The organism is Granulicella aggregans, assembly GCF_025685565.1.
GTDB classification, from domain to species: Bacteria; Acidobacteriota; Terriglobia; order Terriglobales; family Acidobacteriaceae; genus Edaphobacter; species Edaphobacter aggregans_B.
The window spans coordinates 997,135-1,013,326 of the sequence record NZ_JAGSYE010000003.1 but is presented as its reverse complement, the minus strand read 5'-3'; the positions used below and the strand labels follow the sequence as shown (position 1 = coordinate 1,013,326).

At 60.8% G+C, this 16,192-nt stretch carries 12 protein-coding genes; 5 read left to right on the top strand and 7 right to left on the bottom strand.

From position 1 onward, the window contains the following. Positions 1-144: 144 nt before the first annotated feature. Positions 145-696, bottom strand: coding sequence for a DUF2127 domain-containing protein (locus OHL18_RS19495; protein WP_263376540.1), 552 nt, complete (start codon positions 694-696; stop codon positions 145-147). Positions 697-976: 280 nt separating this feature from the next. On the opposite strand from OHL18_RS19495, the gene OHL18_RS19490 reads away from it, so the two are divergent. The 3 genes from OHL18_RS19490 to OHL18_RS19480 all read left to right on the top strand — a co-directional run bounded on the left by OHL18_RS19490 (position 977) and on the right by OHL18_RS19480 (position 3,326). Continuing rightward, positions 977-1,528 carry a fasciclin domain-containing protein gene (locus tag OHL18_RS19490; protein WP_263376539.1) on the top strand — a complete coding sequence of 184 codons (552 nt, stop codon included), beginning with the start codon at positions 977-979 and terminating at the stop codon, positions 1,526-1,528. Between the two features lie 129 nt (positions 1,529-1,657). Next, a complete protein-coding gene (locus tag OHL18_RS19485) occupies positions 1,658-2,182 on the top strand; it encodes an SRPBCC family protein (protein ID WP_263376538.1) in 525 nt (174 codons plus the stop codon). A gap of 241 nt (positions 2,183-2,423) precedes the next feature. After that, positions 2,424-3,326 (top strand): IclR family transcriptional regulator domain-containing protein, encoded by a 903-nt coding sequence (locus OHL18_RS19480; protein WP_263376537.1) that lies wholly within the window; start codon positions 2,424-2,426, stop codon positions 3,324-3,326. Positions 3,327-3,423: 97 nt separating this feature from the next. On the opposite strand, the gene OHL18_RS19475 is transcribed toward OHL18_RS19480, so the two are convergent. From OHL18_RS19475 to OHL18_RS19450, 6 genes are all read right to left on the bottom strand, one after another. Then, positions 3,424-4,923 (bottom strand): NCS1 family nucleobase:cation symporter-1, encoded by a 1,500-nt coding sequence (locus OHL18_RS19475; protein WP_263376536.1) that lies wholly within the window; start codon positions 4,921-4,923, stop codon positions 3,424-3,426. A gap of 212 nt (positions 4,924-5,135) precedes the next feature. Beyond that, positions 5,136-7,454 (bottom strand): sodium-translocating pyrophosphatase, encoded by a 2,319-nt coding sequence (locus OHL18_RS19470; RefSeq protein WP_263376535.1) that lies wholly within the window; start codon positions 7,452-7,454, stop codon positions 5,136-5,138. 109 nt (positions 7,455-7,563) lie between these two features. Beyond that, positions 7,564-7,866: a MoaD/ThiS family protein gene (locus OHL18_RS19465; RefSeq protein ID WP_263376534.1), complete on the bottom strand. Its 303-nt coding sequence runs from the start codon at positions 7,864-7,866 to the stop codon at positions 7,564-7,566. Then, the gene (locus OHL18_RS19460; RefSeq protein WP_263376533.1) at positions 7,866-8,981 is read right to left on the bottom strand and encodes a WD40/YVTN/BNR-like repeat-containing protein; all 1,116 of its coding nucleotides are present in this window, start codon (positions 8,979-8,981) and stop codon (positions 7,866-7,868) included. Before OHL18_RS19460 ends, OHL18_RS19465 begins: the two co-directional genes overlap by 1 nt. A gap of 174 nt (positions 8,982-9,155) precedes the next feature. Next, positions 9,156-10,118, bottom strand: a complete 963-nt coding sequence (locus OHL18_RS19455) for a type I phosphomannose isomerase catalytic subunit (RefSeq protein WP_263376532.1) — start codon at positions 10,116-10,118, stop codon at positions 9,156-9,158. Between the two features lie 42 nt (positions 10,119-10,160). Next, entirely contained in the window at positions 10,161-13,022 is a 2,862-nt protein-coding gene (locus OHL18_RS19450) for a bifunctional YncE family protein/alkaline phosphatase family protein (protein WP_263376531.1), read from the bottom strand. A gap of 270 nt (positions 13,023-13,292) precedes the next feature. Here OHL18_RS19450 and OHL18_RS19445 point away from each other — a divergent pair, with 270 nt between their 5' ends. Both OHL18_RS19445 and OHL18_RS19440 read left to right on the top strand, forming a co-directional pair. After that, positions 13,293-14,162 (top strand): acyl-CoA desaturase, encoded by an 870-nt coding sequence (locus OHL18_RS19445; protein WP_263376585.1) that lies wholly within the window; start codon positions 13,293-13,295, stop codon positions 14,160-14,162. Positions 14,163-14,588: 426 nt separating this feature from the next. Then, a complete protein-coding gene (locus tag OHL18_RS19440) occupies positions 14,589-16,172 on the top strand; it encodes a B12-binding domain-containing radical SAM protein (RefSeq protein ID WP_263376530.1) in 1,584 nt (527 codons plus the stop codon). Positions 16,173-16,192: the final 20 nt, after the last annotated feature.

Sequence of the window (16,192 nt, the reverse complement as noted above, 5' to 3'; positions counted from 1 at the left end):
GGAAAATCAAGGGATGGGGTTGTCGGACTTATAACCTACAGCCAGTAGTGTTAATGGCTGTGATTCTGGCCCACTTTGGTGTTAGTTGCCTCTTGCGGGACGCCCTGCAACTCTGGTAGGCGAAATAAAGGCGAAAACGCTTCGCTATCCCGCAGAGAACCCCTTCTGCCTCACCTTGTCGAACGTACCCTTCCGTTCCAGCAGCCACACCAAATATCCCAATACTGCCAGATTGATCGCGAAAAGGCCGGCCTTAATCCAAGTCGCGTGCCGGATCAGTTCATAGATCTCCCACGGCACAAACGATAGTGTCAGAGCCAGCGTCAGAAACTCCGCCCACGTCCGCTCCAGCAGAAGCCCAATCCCCTCGGTCAGAGCCAGCGCCGAGTACGCGAACGTCCCAATCCCCAACTGCCGCAGCCGGTGCGCGTCCACCAGGTCGACTTTCTCCAGCACCAAGGTAACGATCCGGCTCTCGGGGTCACGATGCAGTATCTTCGCGAGCTTCAGAACCTCGTCGCCAAGATCTTTGTGCAGAAGGTGGATGGCACCCATGCCCACGCAGAAGAAGAACGCGGACTTCGCCATCTTGAATATCGCGATGGCCAGCAATCCTCGATCGTGGACTCCGCTGCTATGCGCGGTGGCCGTTTCTTCGTGAGTTGCTACCGGCGATGTGTGAGGCGTGGCTTCCATCAACTTCCTTCTAGTTGACGGGGATACGTTCCAATTGTCAACGCACGCCGGTGGTACAGGGCGGACGTTGGTTCCATTCGAGGCCGCTTCGCGGCATCAACAAACTCGGTCGAGATCGTTACAAGAACACAACCGTTGAAATTGCCTAGGCGAGATCAACCTTTCCTCACATCCAACGAAGGGAAATCCAATCCACTCCAGCAGGCTCGACGTAGATGCTATGTGTGCCACAAGGGCACGGTTCATAAACGAAACACCTCCTTTGAAAGGGACGACTCAGATGAAGAAGACATTCCTCGTAGCATTGGCAGCCGCAGTTCTTGCTGTCACGTCATTCACCGCCAAGGCTGAGAACCCCACCGTCGGTGGCGCAGCCATGTACGCCAACAAGAACATCATCCAGAATGCAGTCAACTCGCCGATCCACAAGACCCTCGTCGCTGCCGTCAAGGCCGCAGGTCTCGTCGACACCCTGAGCGGCCCCGGCCCCTTCACGGTCTTTGCGCCTACTGATGACGCCTTCGCTAAGCTGCCTGCAGGCACCGTCGAGACCCTCGTCAAGCCGGAGAATAAGGACACGCTGGTAAAGATCCTTACCTACCACGTCGTCGCCGGTAAGATCACCTCCAAGCAGCTTGAGAAGATGATCAAGAAGGGCGGCGGCAAGGCCACCCTCAAGACTGTCCAGGGTGAAGATCTCACCGCCAGCATGTCCGGATCGAACATCATCCTCACCGACGCCAAGGGCGGCACGTCCACCATCACCACCGCCGATGTCATGCAGTCGAACGGCGTGATTCACGTAATCGACACTGTCCTGATGCCCAACTAAGGAGTTCACCTGACCAAAGAGGCATCCTCCCTGGGTGCCTCTTTTTCATTTTGGCCAAACCCGTCCAAATGGATTCATTTGGGACAACCACCCCGGCATGCCGGGATGTACCCTGAGCATGGGTTCCGTATGCGACACAAACATCACGCCGAGCAGTGGCTGCCGTATCCCATCGAGAGCGTCTTCGACTTCTTCTCGAACCCTGAAAACCTGCCGCGCCTGATGCCGGAGTGGCAGCGTGCCCGAATCACCAGCTCCAACCTCGCTCCAGCTCCGCCCAGGCCCGACGGTTCCGCCCCTCTCGCGACTGTAGCCGCAGGCAAGGGAACTCGCCTCACCATCACCTTCCAGGCCATACCATTCCTCCCGATCCGTCTCCCTTGGGACGCCGAGATCACCGAGTTCGTCTGGAACGAGCACTTCTGCGACATCCAATTAGCCCGAGGACCCTTCGCCTACTGGCGTCACTGCCATCGCCTCGAAGTCCTCAACCGCTCCGGCATCCCGGGGACCCTGGTTCGCGATCAGGTGGAGTACGAGCTTCGCCTCGGCGCTCTTGGCGAACTCGCAAACAAGCTCTTCGTCGGTCGCCAGATCTACGAGATCTTCGTCTACCGCCAGCGCCGCACCACCGAACTCCTCGCCCGCACCTAGCCCAATCACCTAAGAGCACGTCGTCATCCTGACCCTAGTCAGGCAGTCTTGTAGCCGGACGAGGCCGAGGACCTGTTGCACCCTGCCTTTGCCACAACCCCCTCCACTCTTTCATCCAACGAATCAAATCGAACCATCAAACCCTTGCCTTCCCAATACCTGTGCGTTTATCGTGATACCAGTCCGGCTATCGCACCCAGGCCATCCCGCCTCCAGCGTCCGCGCCGGGCCAAGGACCCAGATGAGTCTCCCTTTACGCCGCTCCTACCCTGCGGATTCCGCAGCCGAAAGCTCCTCCGCTCCGCAGCATCCCGTCGCTCAGCCATCCGACAAAGAACAGCCCGCGCCCATACGCCAAACCCCCGCCTCTGCCCTCGACGTCTACTCCGGCGACCCCAACTTTATGACCTCGCTCGCCCGCGGCCTCATCGTCATCCAGGCCTTCACCCAGCAGGCACCGCAGATGACCATCTCGCAGCTCTCGCTCAAGACCGGCCTCTCCCGAGCCGCCGTTCGCCGCTGCCTCTATACGTTGACCAAGCTCGGCTTTGCCGGCGCGGAAGACGGCACTCGCTACGCTCTGCGCCCCAAGCTGCTCTCGCTCTCGAACACCTACACCGCTTCGAATGCGCTCTCCACCAGCGCCCAGCCCATCCTTGAACGCATGTCCGCCGCCTTCCACGAGTCTTTTTCAGTAGCCACCCTTGACGGCGACGACATCGTCTACATCGCCCGCACCACCGTCTCCCGCGTCATGGCCGTCGACCTCCACATCGGCAGCCGTCTCCCCGCCTACTGCACCAGCATGGGCCGCGTCCTGCTCGCCCACCAGTCGGCAGAGTGGATCGAACAGTACCTGGCCCGCGTTGTGCTCACCCCGCACACCACCCGCACCGTCACCTCCGCCGAGAAGCTGATGGTCCTCCTGCGCAACGTTCGCCGCAACGGCTACGCTCTGGTGGATCAGGAACTCGAAGTAGGCCTCCGTTCGCTCGCCGTCCCTGTCTTCGCCCCCTCAGGCCGCTTCGTCGCTACGCTCAACCTCAGCGGCAGCGCCCCCCGCATGCCCGTCTACGACATGCAAACACGCTTCCTCCCCCACCTCCGCAACGCCGCCAACGAGCTAGGTGCACTGCTGCGCTAACTCCTCAAGACTTTGTCATCCTTCGCGGAATCGGAGCACAGTTTCATCGTGATCCGGCTTTCGCGGAGGGTCTGCTGCTAAGCTGCGCCACTTGCCTCTAAGCCATTGGCGGCTCCACCTTAAGCCCATCTACCGGAATCAACAGCGGGTTGGGCGGAATCATCGCCCTGACATCGGGCCCGCTCATCAGGATCAGGTAAACCAGCGCCGCCACCGCGAACCCCACAAACCACGCGTACTGGTACAGCCAGTGAAGGCTCGGGACAAACAGCCCGACCAACGCCACCGCTACTCCGCTGGCGAGCGCCACCAGTGCCCTCCGGTTGTAGCCTGCAGCATACTCATAAGCTCCGCCGCGTACATAAAGCTCATTCACATTCAGCGACCGGCCGCGAATGACGAAGTAGTCCACGATCATGATGCCTGCGATGGGCCCCAGCAGACCCGAATACCCCACCAGCCAGCCCTGGATGTAGCGCTCGGGATCGGCCACGAGGCGCCAGGGCATACACGCCAAACCCAACGTGCGCGTAATCAGCTCTCCCATCCGAAAAGAGATCATATCCGGTCGCAAGGACGAAAAGATCCTCGCTGGAGTTACCAAATTCGATGCGATGTTTGTATTCAGCGCTGCGAGCAGAATCGCCACCAGCCCTGCCACCGCGACCACCGGTTGGTGGAATCTAGCGATCAACTCAATCGGATTCCAAATAGCTGTATGTTTTGGGTTTACGATCACCGTCGCTGAAGTCACTGCGATCCCGATAAACGAGTACAGCGTCATCGCAGTCGGCAGCCCGATCGCCTGGCCCACCATCTGCGCCTTCTGGGATCGAGCGTAACGGCTGAAGTCGGGAATACTTACAGCTACGGTCGCCCAGAAACCCACTATGCCCGTGAGCGATGGGAAGAATATCTTCCAGAAGTGCGGTGGCATGGCTTGGCGGCTCGTCGCGCAGTACGCGTTGGCATCTATCAACACCGCGCCGAGCCCGCCCACCTGGCCAACCATCCAGAGCAGCAGTGCCAGCCCGACCACTAGCGTGAGTGGCGCGCCGAGCGTCCGCAGTCGCTTGACAGTCTCAATCCCGCGTCCTACCACCGCCATATTCAACAGCCAGAACGCCGCAAAACACGCCCACAACCAATCCGCCCCAACTGACGGCACCACCACCTTCAACATCGAGAACAGCGCCTCTCCACCGATCCAGCACTGGATCCCGAACCATCCGCAGGCTACCAGCGCCCGCAACATCGCTGGAATATTCGCGCCGAGCACGCCAAAACTCGCCCTTACAAAAACGGGGAAGGGAATCCCATACTTCGCCCCGGCATGCGCGTTCAACACCATCGGCACCAGCACGATCACATTTCCCAGCAGGATCGTCCCCAGCGCCTGCTTCCAACTCATCCCCACTGCGATCAGCCCGCTCGCCAGCATGTACGTCGGAATACACACCGACATCGCCAACCAAAGTGAGATGTAGTTATAGATCCCCCACGTCCGGTCTTCCTTCGGAATCGCCGCGAGATCCTCATTCCACAGACCGTTCGAGACACCATGCACCCGCAGCCGCAACTTCGGCCCTAGACTCATAGACCCGCACCGCCACGCCGACCAACCGAACCCGACCAGCCACTGACCAAATTGGCCCCCTTGCGAGATACCAGGCAATCTGGCTACAGCTTATATCTTCATCACATGTCCTGGGTTGGCGAGCAGCGGGAGCACGACGCGAAGCGGATTACAAGTCACGAAGTGACCGCACCGCGCGTAGCGGGCCCGTCCGGCAGGACAGAGCGCCTCCTTCAAACAAACAGCGGAGCCAGCACCAGCGTAATCGTAGCCAGCAGCTTGATCAGCACATGCAGGCTAGGCCCTGCCGTGTCCTTGAACGGATCGCCCACGGTATCGCCCACCACCGCCGCCTTGTGCGCGTCGGACTTCTTTCCCCCATACTTCCCCGTCTCGATGAACTTCTTGGCGTTGTCCCATGCGCCGCCGCCGTTGTTCATCAGCATCGCCAGCAGCACGCCCGCAATGGTCCCTACCATCAGCAATCCCGCAACCGACTCCGCCCCGGTCAGATTCACCGGGATGCCCGAGATCGTCGGCACCAGAGACACGCCTGCCGAATCGAAGGCCGCATTCGCCTGGTACGTCGAGCTGAAGTGCTTGAAGATCAACCCCACCACCACCGGCAGCCCGACAGCCAGCAGACCCGGAATCACCATCTCCTTCAGCGCCGCGCTGGTCACAATGTTCACGCATCGCGCGTAGTCGGGTTTGGAGATGCCCGCCATAATACCAGGGTTTTCGCGGAACTGGTCGCGCACGTCTTTGACGACCATTTGAGCAGTTCTTCCGACTGCTTTGATCGCCAGCGAACTGAACAGATAGGTCAGCATCGCTCCCAGCAGAGCGCCCACAAACACCGGAATCTGCGCCAGGTTGATATTCGTAAAGCTCCATCCCGCCGGCATCGAAGTGGCGAATCCCGCCGCGTGAGCGACCGCGAGCTTCTGCTCTACCAGAGTCTTGATCTCTTCCAGATACGCCGAAAACAACAGAAACGCCGCTAGCGAAGCGGACCCGATCGCATATCCCTTGGTCAGCGCTTTGGTCGTGTTGCCCGCCGAGTCCAGCTTATCGGTTCGATCACGTACCGAGTCCGGCTGGTTCGACATCTCAATAATCCCGCCCGCATTGTCCGTGATCGGTCCAAACGTATCCATCGCCAGGATGTACGCCGCGCAGCTCAGCATCCCCATTGTCGCAATCGCCGTCCCGTAGATCCCCTTGGCGTAGTTGCTCACGATGGTCACATCCTCCAGCCCCTTCACGCCGAAGAAGTAGCTCAGCAGCAGCGCCGCCGAGATCACCACCACAGGCATAGCCGGCGTCTCCATTCCCACCGCCAGCCCGCTGATGATGTTCGTCGCCGGCCCGGTCAGCGAAGCCTCCACAATCGACAGCACCGGCCGATACCGCGCCTCCGTGTAGTACTGCGTGATCCACACAAACAGGAACGCTGTCACCAGACCCACAACACCGCAGGCCAGCAGCCACTCCGGATGCACCCCCGGCCCGTTAAGCATTGAGTAGACCGCCCCCGCAAGCCCAATCAACGCCAGCGCCGACGTCACATAGAACCCGCGGTTCAGCGCCCGCATCGGGTCTTCCGTCTCATTCGTGCTGACGACAAACACGCCGACAATTCCGGCAATCAGATTGATCGCCAGCACAATCAGCGGAAACAAAATGCCCTTCAGCCCGAACACAGGAAACAAAGCCGCGCCCAGGATCATCGCGCCCACATTTTCCGCTGCCGTCGACTCGAAGATGTCCGCGCCGCGCCCCGCGCAGTCGCCCACGTTATCGCCCACTAGGTCCGCGATTACAGCAGGGTTGCGCGGATCATCCTCTGGAATTCCAGCTTCGACCTTCCCCACAAGGTCAGCGCCAACGTCCGCCGCCTTGGTATAAATCCCGCCACCAAGCTGCGCGAACAGCGCCACCAGTGAAGCTCCGAACCCAAACCCAACAAGCTGAAACGGTACCTGTTCGGGATGATCCAACCCTCCAAACAGCAGGAACAGCGAAGCCACCCCAAGCAGCGACAGCGCCACCACCACCAGTCCTGTCACCGCCCCGCCCCGCAGAGCCAGCTTCAATGCCCTATCGAGACTCGTCCGCGCCGCCGAAGCCGCCCGTATATTCGCCCGGATAGAGCAGTACATCCCCGTAAATCCCGCCAGCCCCGAACACACTGCACCCACCAGGAAGCTCACCACCGTCTTGCCCGCATACGGTGCCGTCCGTGGCGACAGGTGATACCCCGCAAACACCACCACTGCCAGCACCAGCGCAATCGCTCCAATCGTCTGGTACTGCCTCTTGAGGAACGCCTCCGCGCCTTCGCGGATCGCGTTCGAGATAGCCTGCATCTCCGCCGTCCCTGAATCGGACGCAATCACCGCCCGTGCCAGGAGAAACGCCAGCCCCAGCGCCACCACCGCGACCGCCAACGCGATCCAAAGGGAAAACCGGCCATCATCGCCGGTCTGTGGTGTGGCCAAGTTGTTCGATCCCTGCAGCGCAACTGCGAGTAGAGGTACCACCTGCATAGACAGGAGCTCCTATCTTTCTAATTGGTGCTGATGAATGAGACGGCCACACAAGCGCGCCAATTAGAGCATGCAGCGATATAAGGGTCAAATGCTGTCAGGACGGGCATTAGCCTCCAGCAATCGCCCCAATGACCAGAAACGCCGCTCGCCCACTCACCACTGCCTCCGGCAACACCTCATCTGGTGACTCATGCGACAGGTCCTCCTCACATGCAAAGAACCGTATGAATGGCCGCCGCACCTTCGTCGTCTGGTCCCGAATCGTCCCCAGCAACTGCGGACACGCCGCCTCCACCGCATCCAGCACCGACCGTTGCGTCACCGCGCCCGCAACCTCCACCGCAATCTCATGCGGCACGCTCGCCAGCAGGCAAAGACTAGCCGGCAACTCCACCCGAATCGTAGCCATTAGGCAATCGTCTGCACTTCCACCGACAGCACCGCCGGCAGATCATGCACAATCGCCTCCCAGCTATCGCCCCCATCCGGCGAACAATACACCTGCCCGCCCGTCGTCCCGAAGTACACCCCGCACTCGTCCATCCGGTCGACCGTCATCGCGTCCCGCAGCACGTTCACGTAGCAGTTACTCTGCGGCAGCCCCTTCGTCAACGGTTCCCACTCATTGCCGCCCGCGCGGCTGCGAAATACTTGCAACTTCCCATCCAGCGGGAAGTGCTCGGAGTCACTCTTGATCGGCACCACATACAGCGTCTCCGGCTCATGCGCATGGACGTCGATCACGAAACCGAAGTCCGTGGGCAGGTCTCCACTGATCTTCTGCCACGAATCTCCCGCATCGTCCGTCCGCATCACGTCCCAATGCTTCTGCATGAACAACGTCCCCGGCCGCTCCGGGTGCATCGCGATGTGGTGGACGCAGTGTCCGACCTCCGCCGTTGGATCAGGTATGTACTTCGAATAAAGCCCTTTATTGATCGGCTTCCACGTAGCGCCGCCGTCGTCCGTTCGAAACGCCCCCGCCGCCGAGATCGCAATGTAGATTCGCAACGGATCGACCGGATCGAGGATGATCGAGTGCAGGCACATCCCTCCCGCACCCGGCTGCCACGCCGGCCCGGTCCCATGCTTCCTCAGCCCCGAGACCTCCGCCCAAGTCGCTCCCGCATCGGTCGACTTGAACAGCGCCGCATCTTCCACGCCCGCATACACCGTGTCCGCATCCGTCAGCGACGGCTCCACATGCCACACCCGTTTGAACTCCCACGGATGCGCCGTCCCGTCGTACCACTGGTGCGTCCCAGGAACACCGTGGTACTCGAACTTGTTGCCGACTGCGGCCCAAGTGGTCCCACCATCATCCGACCGCTGCATCACCTGCCCAAACCACCCCGAACTCTGCGACGCATAGATCCGGTTTGGGTCCACCGGCGACCCCTTCAGGTGATACATCTCCCACCCGGCAAAGTGTGGCCCCGAGACCTTCCAATCCTTCCGCTTCCCATCCGCCGTAAGAACAAACGCGCCCTTCTTCGTCCCCACCAGCAATCGCACTTGGCTCATGGAGCACCGCCTTTTTCGGTATCCCGAAAATTAAAAAATTAAAACGGTGACAGTGTAAACATCTCTAGCGCAGTTGCCGCAAAAAACGAATGGGGCCAAAGGCCCCGTCCATACCAGCCTTGGGCAAAGCCCAAGGCTGTCAGTAATCAACACAGAAAGGGCTGAAGGCCCTACCTACCCTACCTTCGGCTCAAAGCACCGAAAGAAAGTCAGCTTCTCCCCCGCCACAACCTCAACCCCGTAAGCCGTAGCCGGCACCACCACCGCCTCACCCACCCCAAGCTCCACGCTACCCTCGTTCGACTTCACCGTCCCCGAGCCCTTCAAGCAAACCAGGCACTCCGAAACTCCACTCACATCCCCCAGTGATACCGTAGCCCCCGCCGCAACCTCAAACCGGTCCACGACAAAGTACTTCTGCGTGATCACCCGAGTGAATCCATCCATCTCCACCGGAGCGACCTTGCCCGCAGCCGTGTGCAGCTTCGTCACCGCCAGCCCCTTTTCTAAATGCAGCTCGCGAGGTCTTCTGTAGTCGTACAGCCGGTACGTCGTATCGCAAGTCTGCTGCGTCTCCAGCAACACCACGCCGGGCCCAATGGCATGGACCGTCCCAGCATCGACGAAGATCATCTCGCCGACCTTCACCGGCACCCACTCCATCAGCGACTCCATACTCCCGTCCGCCACTGCCGCCCGAATCCCGTCAAGCGTCGTGCCCGGCTTCAGTCCCAGCGCGATGGTCGCTCCCGGTTCCGCCTCCAGTACATACCAGCACTCCGTCTTGCCGCGATGCAGCCCAATCGCCTGAGCTTCCGCATCATCCGGGTGTACCTGCACCGAGAGCTTCGCATCCGGAAACAGCATCTTCACCAGCAGCGGAAACTCCGCCAGCGCTCCCGGCGTCAGCAGTTCCTCGGCATACTCTTCCGCGACATCGCCCAGAGTCCGTCCCGCCAGCGGCCCGGTCTCGACCACGCACTGCGGCCCCGTCAGCCACGCCTCGCCGACGAGCTCCGTCGTGCCCGTCTCCTCATACCATGGCTTCAGATTTGGCTTGCCCCACGGCCGCGGGCTGAAGAAAGGCTTTAGACGAAAAGGTGCGGATGATGACGTTACCACTGCGCTCTCACTCATATCCCAAGTTTACCGCGATCGCCATCTCTGGAGTCGCGCAGCCTAGTCGTCATCGTCCTTATTAGCCTTCTTCCGCTTCTCCATCAGCATCGGCGGAACCGCCTTGCCCTGCATCGCATCCTGCCAAAGCACCACGTTCAACTTCTGCGCATCCGCCCGGTCCGCATGGCGAAAGTCCATCTTCATCGACTCCTTCGCCCCCACCGCCGTCTTCTTGTTCGCCGTATAGATCAGCCCGTTATCCCGGTTCCGATAGTCCGCCACATAAGGCGCATCATCGCCCGCACCCGTAAACTCCGTGTTGATCAGCGAACACAACGCATCGTTGTTGTTCATCGGTGGAATCCCCAACAGCGTCTCCATCGTCCGAATCACGCTCACCGTGGAATAGAACCGGCTGTCCACAAAAGGCCCGCCATCCGCCATCTTGGGCGAATACTTACTCACCACCAGAGCCACGCTGCGGTGCGCATCCACATGGTCCGCCCCGTTCTGCGCGTCGTCCTCAAGGATGAAGAACGCCGTATCCTCCCAGAACTTTGTATGCGAGATCATCTCGACGGCCCGCCCCACAGCCAGATCATTATCAGCAACAGACGCCTTCGGCGTCGGGCTTCCCGGAGTCGTCCCCGCCGTATGATCGTTCGCCAGCCTTAGCATCACGAAGTTCGGCATCGTGTCGTGTCCTGCCTCGCGATCAGCGACCCACTGCTTCAGATGCTGTTCGAAGATCTGCACCCGAATCTGGTCCGGCACCTTCAGGTTGAAGTCCGGCGACTCGACAGCGAAGTGCCCCACCAGCTCCGGCTTCGTTGCCAGGTTCTTCGCCATCTTTGGAATAGCCCACGGCCAAAGGTTCACCCCTCCGCCCCAGTTCGCCGGCAGCGGCTGCCCCGGCTTGATCTCGGGGTCCTTGCACGGTTCGCCCTCAAGCATCGGCCCGTCCTGCGGATTCGCAGTATGCTTCTCATCGCAGAAGACAGAAGAGATGTACTCGCCAAAGTGATACAGCGTCTTGTTGTGCTTGGCCAGGTTCGTCCACAGATACCCACTCGCCGGCTCGTTCACATCCGGAATATTCTGCAGCAGGGGATACCCCGACGACACCACGCCTTCAAAGTCATACCCGCGCTCGCCGCCGCGATAGTCCTGCTCCCACGTCTTCTCGAGATAATCCGTGCCAATCGCTGCGTTTGACCACACGTGCCCGTCGCCCGATACCTCACCCGAATCGAAGAAGTTATCCAGCACTCCAAACCGCAGCGCCAGAGCATGCTCGTTCGGCGTGATGTCTTCCCCATACATCGTCAGACTCGCATCGCCGTTGCCCACCGGCTTGCCGTCTTTGCTCAAGTCGCCAAGAATCTGGTCGTATGTTCGGTTCTCCTTGATGATGTAGATCACATGCTTGATGCGGTTGTCCGACCCATCGGCAAACTTGATCTTCTCCTCCGCCGCCCGCATCCGATTCGACTCCAGAACCTGCGCCGTGCTTGCCTTCAGCCCGCTCTCGATCCCGCCCGCATTGAGCGTCGCAATCGACCCATACAGCAGCGTCGCGATATAAGTCGACGGATACTTCGGCGACTTCATCTTCACCATCGCGTCGGTCTGCCGCTGCGGAAAGTTGTTCGGCCCCGTCCCCTTACCCTTCGCCGTCGCTACATAAACCTTGCCGCCGGTGAACGCCACGTTCATCGGCATCCACTCCGTCGGCACAAACCCCACCGGCTCCGCAAACCCCTTCGCAGCCACGCCCTTCGTCAGCTTCGCTGTGTCGATCACCGCCAGCGCGTCTGAACCCATGTTTGCCACATACAGCCTTCGCCCATCCTCCGAAACCGCCAGCGCCGCGGGCTCCGCTCCGAAGTAAGTCTGCCCTGGAAGCCGCGTATCGAAGTACCCCTTCACACGAAACCCCGTGCCACTCAAATCAATCGCCGCCACCGCATCCCGGTTCGATAGCGCGACGTACATCGTCTTCCCATCTGCCGTGATATCGAGCGCGCAGGGATGCGTCCCAGGAGCAATCGGGCTCTTTGGCTTCAACAACTCCAGCTTCCGCCCCACGGTATTCGTCTTCAAATTCAACTCAACCACTTCAGAAGCGTTCCAAAGCGCCACATAGGCCCGCGCCTCATCCTTGCTCACAGCCAGCGCGACCGGATACACCGAAGGCACATTGTTCGTCTCAGCCAGGTCGAAGCGCTGCAACACCGCGCCCGTAGCCGCATCGAGCAGCAACACATCGTCCGAGAGGTTGTCCGCCACCAGCAGCTTCTCCGCGCCAGCGCCACCAATCACAGCAATCGCAGCAGGGAAGGGAACTCCCTTGTCCCCATCTCCCGCCTTACCCTTGCCGCCGAGGATCTTCGTCCTATGCCCCGGCGCAAGCTGCTGGAGCGGAATCTTGATCATCCGCTCGCGCGTGATCTTCCCGTCGCTGAACCCATACACCGCCACCCCGCTTCCGGTATCGCCGTCCTTCTGGCCCAGAGGATCGGTCGTCGAAGCCATGCTCGCGTAGAGATGCTTCCCGTCCTTGCTGAACGCCAGCCCCGAGTACATCGTCTGCTTCGCCACCCGCGCCTGCGTCTGGCTATCGGGAAAGTCAACGACGACTCCGGTCTGGGTGTCCAGCACCGCCAGCGACTGGTCGTAGTTCGACTCGAACGTCCCATAGCCCGCGTTCAGCGTCACCACGTACCGCTTATCCGGCGACACCGCAATCGACATCGGCAGCGTATTCAGCCGCTTCGGATCACCCGGTACCGGAGTCGTCAACTGCTTGCTCGTAGGCAGATCGATCGTCTTGCCGTCCTGCGCCGACAGCGAAAACGTCAACGAAGAGACCCAAACCGCAGCCGAAAGGCCCGCAATGCTGTACCACCGGAAACCACGCATATCCATCCCCCGAACGTATCAAACTCGTCCGTAACTGGCATTACAAAACTCTTACATCCGCCTCTCCGCGATCCTGTTAGCGTTGTCCCTGTAGCAGCTTGGTAACTGGAACAAGGGGACACGAACATACCTATGAAGCAAGCCACGATTACACCTGAAAAGCTCTCGGCCGCCGCCGCATACAAGCCTCAGATCGGCGACCTGCCCAACGCAGTCTCTGACCTCCCCGTCGCCGTCAAGGTAGCGCAGAAGGTGAAGCAGGACCTCCGCATGGGCCGCGAGCACCAGCAGGGGCGCATCAACTGGATCACCACCATCGTCATGGGCCTCTTCCATGTCCTCGCCATCGTGGCGCTCTTCTTCTTCTCCTGGAAGAACCTTGCCGCCTTCGCGATCACCTACTTCTTCGCCATCAACGTCGGCATCGGCGTCTCCTATCACCGCCTGCTTACGCACCGCGGCTTCCGCTGCCCCAAGTGGGTTGAGTACTTCGTGACCGCCTGTGGCACCATGGCGCTCGAAGGCGGACCGATCTTCTGGGTCGCCACTCACCGCGTCCATCACCAGAACTCCGACCACGAAGGCGATCCGCACACCCCCACCGAAGGCACCTGGTGGGCCCACGCCGGCTGGATCCTCTCAGGTCGCGCCATGCACTCCGAAACCGCCCTCCTCGGCCGCTACGCTCCCGACCTCACCCGCGATCCCGTCCACGTCTGGCTTAGCAAGTACCACTGGCTGCCCCTCACGCTCACCGGCCTACTTCAGAGCGGCATCGGCACCTGGGCGACGGGCCACATCTCCGGCGGTCTTACCATGCTCCTCTGGGGAACCTTCCTTCGCGTCACGATGGGCCTCCACGCAACCTGGCTGGTCAACTCTGCGACCCACATGTTCGGTTCGCGCCGCTTCGAGACCAAGGACGATTCCCGCAACAGCTGGTGGGTCGCTCTCCTCACTGGTGGCGAAGGCTGGCACAACAACCACCACGCGCACCCGGTCAGCGCCCGCCACGGCCTCACCTGGTACGAGTTCGATGTGAACTACTACTGCATCTGGGTCCTCAGCAAGCTCGGCCTCGCCGAAAAGGTTCAGATCGCCAAGTACGACCCCAAGAACCCCAAGCCAGCCGGAGCCTAAACCCTCCGAAAGCACCGCAAACGGCCATCCTTCACTCGAAGGATGGCCGTTTCCCTTTTAAGAGCCGTCATCCTGAGCGGGAGTCATTCGCAGTGTCACCGCGAATGACGTAGTCGAAGGATCTGCATCCCGGCTCACGCCACTCAAACCGCTCGAACCTTTCTTCCACGAACACGAATGGAGTATTGGATACGAAGCACGAGCGTCCCGTTTTGTTCCATCCTGCACCAATAATCCCGGCCTCTAATGTCTTTAACCCGACATAACGCCGGCAAAACTGTATGATCGTGATGCCATCACCTCGGCACGATCTGTCGCAGGTCATACGCAGTAGAGGCTCTTCTCTCTCATCGGAGATCACCGGTCTAGCCGGTCCCCTGGGAACACGAAGTCAGCACGCCCCCCCCCAGCGGAGCCCTCTCACGCATGTCTGTACACCTGATTAATCCAAGCGACAACGCTTTTGGCACCGCCGTCATCACCCCGCGCTGGCTCTTCGTTCTCGCCGCCGCCACTCCTCGCTCCTTCGGCGACCCCATCCTCGTCGATGAGTCCATCGAGCAGCTCGACCCCAAGACCATCCACCCCGGCGACGTCGTCGGGATCAGCGTCCACACCGGCAACGCCCTGCGCGGCTACCAGGTCGGCAAGCTCGCCAAAGAACGCGGCGCTACGGTCGTCTACGGCGGCATCCACGCCACCCTCTTTCCGGGCGAGCCCTTCGAGCGCGGTTATGCCGACCACGTCGTCAAGGGCGACGGCGACATCGCCTGGGGCAATGTCCTCCGCGATATTGAGGCCGAATCCACCAAGCTCGTCTACGAAGGCGGCAAGATCGAAGGCGAAGAGTTCCTCGCGGCCCGCTGGGACCTTATGCAGAAGGACAAGTACATGTGGGCCTCGGTGCAGACCATTCGCGGCTGCCCGAAGCACTGTTCCTTCTGCTCCGTCTGGCGCACCGACGGCCAGAAGCCCCGCCAGCGCTCCTTCGAAAACGTCATCAACGAGATCATCGACCTCCGCCGCCTCGGCTTCCGCTTCATCGCCCTTGCCGACGACAACTTCTACCCCGTCACCTTCACCGACCTTCGCCTAGCCGAGCAGCAGGGCGATCAGGCCAAGCTCGATTCCCTGCGCGCCACCCGCGCCGAGCGCTACGCCCTCATGGCCGAGCTCGCCAAGCTCCCCAAAGACATGGTCTTCTTCACCCAGATCACCATGGAGTCCGCTGAAGACACCGACTACCTCGACGCCATGCGCAAGGCCAACATCAAGGGCGCTCTTGTCGGCGTCGAAGCCGTCACCCCCGAAGGCCTCAAGGCCGTCTACAAGGACTTCAACTACTCCGGCGACCGCCTCATCCAGCAGCTCCAAACATTCCGCAAACACGGCGTCCACGTCCTTGGGTCCTTCATCTTCGGCCTTCCCACGGACAAGGAATCCACCTTCAACGCCACCGTCGAAGTAGCGATGAAGGCCGGCGTCACCTTCGCCCAGTTCGTCATGATGACTCCGTTCCCTGGCACCGTCGACTTCGGCCGCTGGGAAAAAGAGCAAGCCGCCGCCCCCGAGCTCGTCGACGGCACCCCAATTACCCGCTACTGGCTCATCCCCACCGCCATCCGCCCCAAGATGTTCACCCCGCATCCCTCGATGTCATCCGACGAGATCAAGACCCGCACCCAGGGCGTCTGGGATCGTTTCTACGAGTGGGGCCCGGTCTGGAAGCGTTCGTCCTGCATCCAGAACAACCTGAAGGGTCGGATCGCCTTCGTACTGCTCTCGAAGCTCTACCGCCAGATGTACGCCGGCACCGGCATCTCCACCGACAGCGCCCGCCGCAGCAAGGCCAAATCTACCGCCCGCTGGATCGCCGCCAAGACCCGCCTGCTCTTCGTCTCAAAGCCGATGCCGGAACTGGCTTATCCCGCCTGGGCTCCACGCGCCCGCACCATGCCACGCCTCACCCAGCTCACCGCTCTGCCGTCGATCATAGACCCATCATCCTGAGCGAACGCGGTTCGCGACTT

What these genes read in the sequence shown, in the direction of transcription:
- OHL18_RS19455 (WP_263376532.1), bottom strand. Translation starts at nt 10,118, where the DNA reads ATGAGTGAGAGCGCAGTGGTAACGTCATCATCCGCACCTTTTCGTCTA.
- OHL18_RS19440 (WP_263376530.1), top strand. Translation starts at nt 14,589, where the DNA reads ATGTCTGTACACCTGATTAATCCAAGCGACAACGCTTTTGGCACCGCC.
- OHL18_RS19470 (WP_263376535.1), bottom strand. Translation starts at nt 7,454, where the DNA reads ATGCAGGTGGTACCTCTACTCGCAGTTGCGCTGCAGGGATCGAACAAC.
- OHL18_RS19480 (WP_263376537.1), top strand. Translation starts at nt 2,424, where the DNA reads ATGAGTCTCCCTTTACGCCGCTCCTACCCTGCGGATTCCGCAGCCGAA.
- OHL18_RS19495 (WP_263376540.1), bottom strand. Translation starts at nt 696, where the DNA reads ATGGAAGCCACGCCTCACACATCGCCGGTAGCAACTCACGAAGAAACG.
- OHL18_RS19485 (WP_263376538.1), top strand. Translation starts at nt 1,658, where the DNA reads ATGCGACACAAACATCACGCCGAGCAGTGGCTGCCGTATCCCATCGAG.
- OHL18_RS19465 (WP_263376534.1), bottom strand. Translation starts at nt 7,866, where the DNA reads ATGGCTACGATTCGGGTGGAGTTGCCGGCTAGTCTTTGCCTGCTGGCG.
- OHL18_RS19490 (WP_263376539.1), top strand. Translation starts at nt 977, where the DNA reads ATGAAGAAGACATTCCTCGTAGCATTGGCAGCCGCAGTTCTTGCTGTC.
- OHL18_RS19475 (WP_263376536.1), bottom strand. Translation starts at nt 4,923, where the DNA reads ATGAGTCTAGGGCCGAAGTTGCGGCTGCGGGTGCATGGTGTCTCGAAC.
- OHL18_RS19460 (WP_263376533.1), bottom strand. Translation starts at nt 8,981, where the DNA reads ATGAGCCAAGTGCGATTGCTGGTGGGGACGAAGAAGGGCGCGTTTGTT.
- OHL18_RS19450 (WP_263376531.1), bottom strand. Translation starts at nt 13,022, where the DNA reads ATGCGTGGTTTCCGGTGGTACAGCATTGCGGGCCTTTCGGCTGCGGTT.
- OHL18_RS19445 (WP_263376585.1), top strand. Translation starts at nt 13,293, where the DNA reads ATGGGCCGCGAGCACCAGCAGGGGCGCATCAACTGGATCACCACCATC.